The following is a 205-nucleotide window of genomic DNA, read 5'->3' on the forward strand; positions in this document are numbered from 1 at the left end:
GACGGTGGCAAGCATCGCCGCTCAAAAGTACACCGGCAAAGAAATCAAACCGCTACCTAACGTGGTGGACGGCGGTCGCCCACTCACAATCAACACGGACTACACTCTAAGTTACAGCAACAACACAAACGAAGGGACAGCCACCGTAACCATAAACGGCAAAGGCAATTACAAAGATTCCCGAACGGTGGAATTTGAGATAACC

At 50.2% G+C, this 205-nt stretch carries 1 protein-coding gene; it reads left to right on the plus strand.

The features are described 5' to 3' along the window. On the plus strand, positions 1-205 hold a 205-nt coding region (locus ASC50_RS05615), incomplete at both ends, for a hypothetical protein (RefSeq protein ID WP_226995426.1).

The organism is Candidatus Symbiothrix dinenymphae (assembly GCF_001431085.1).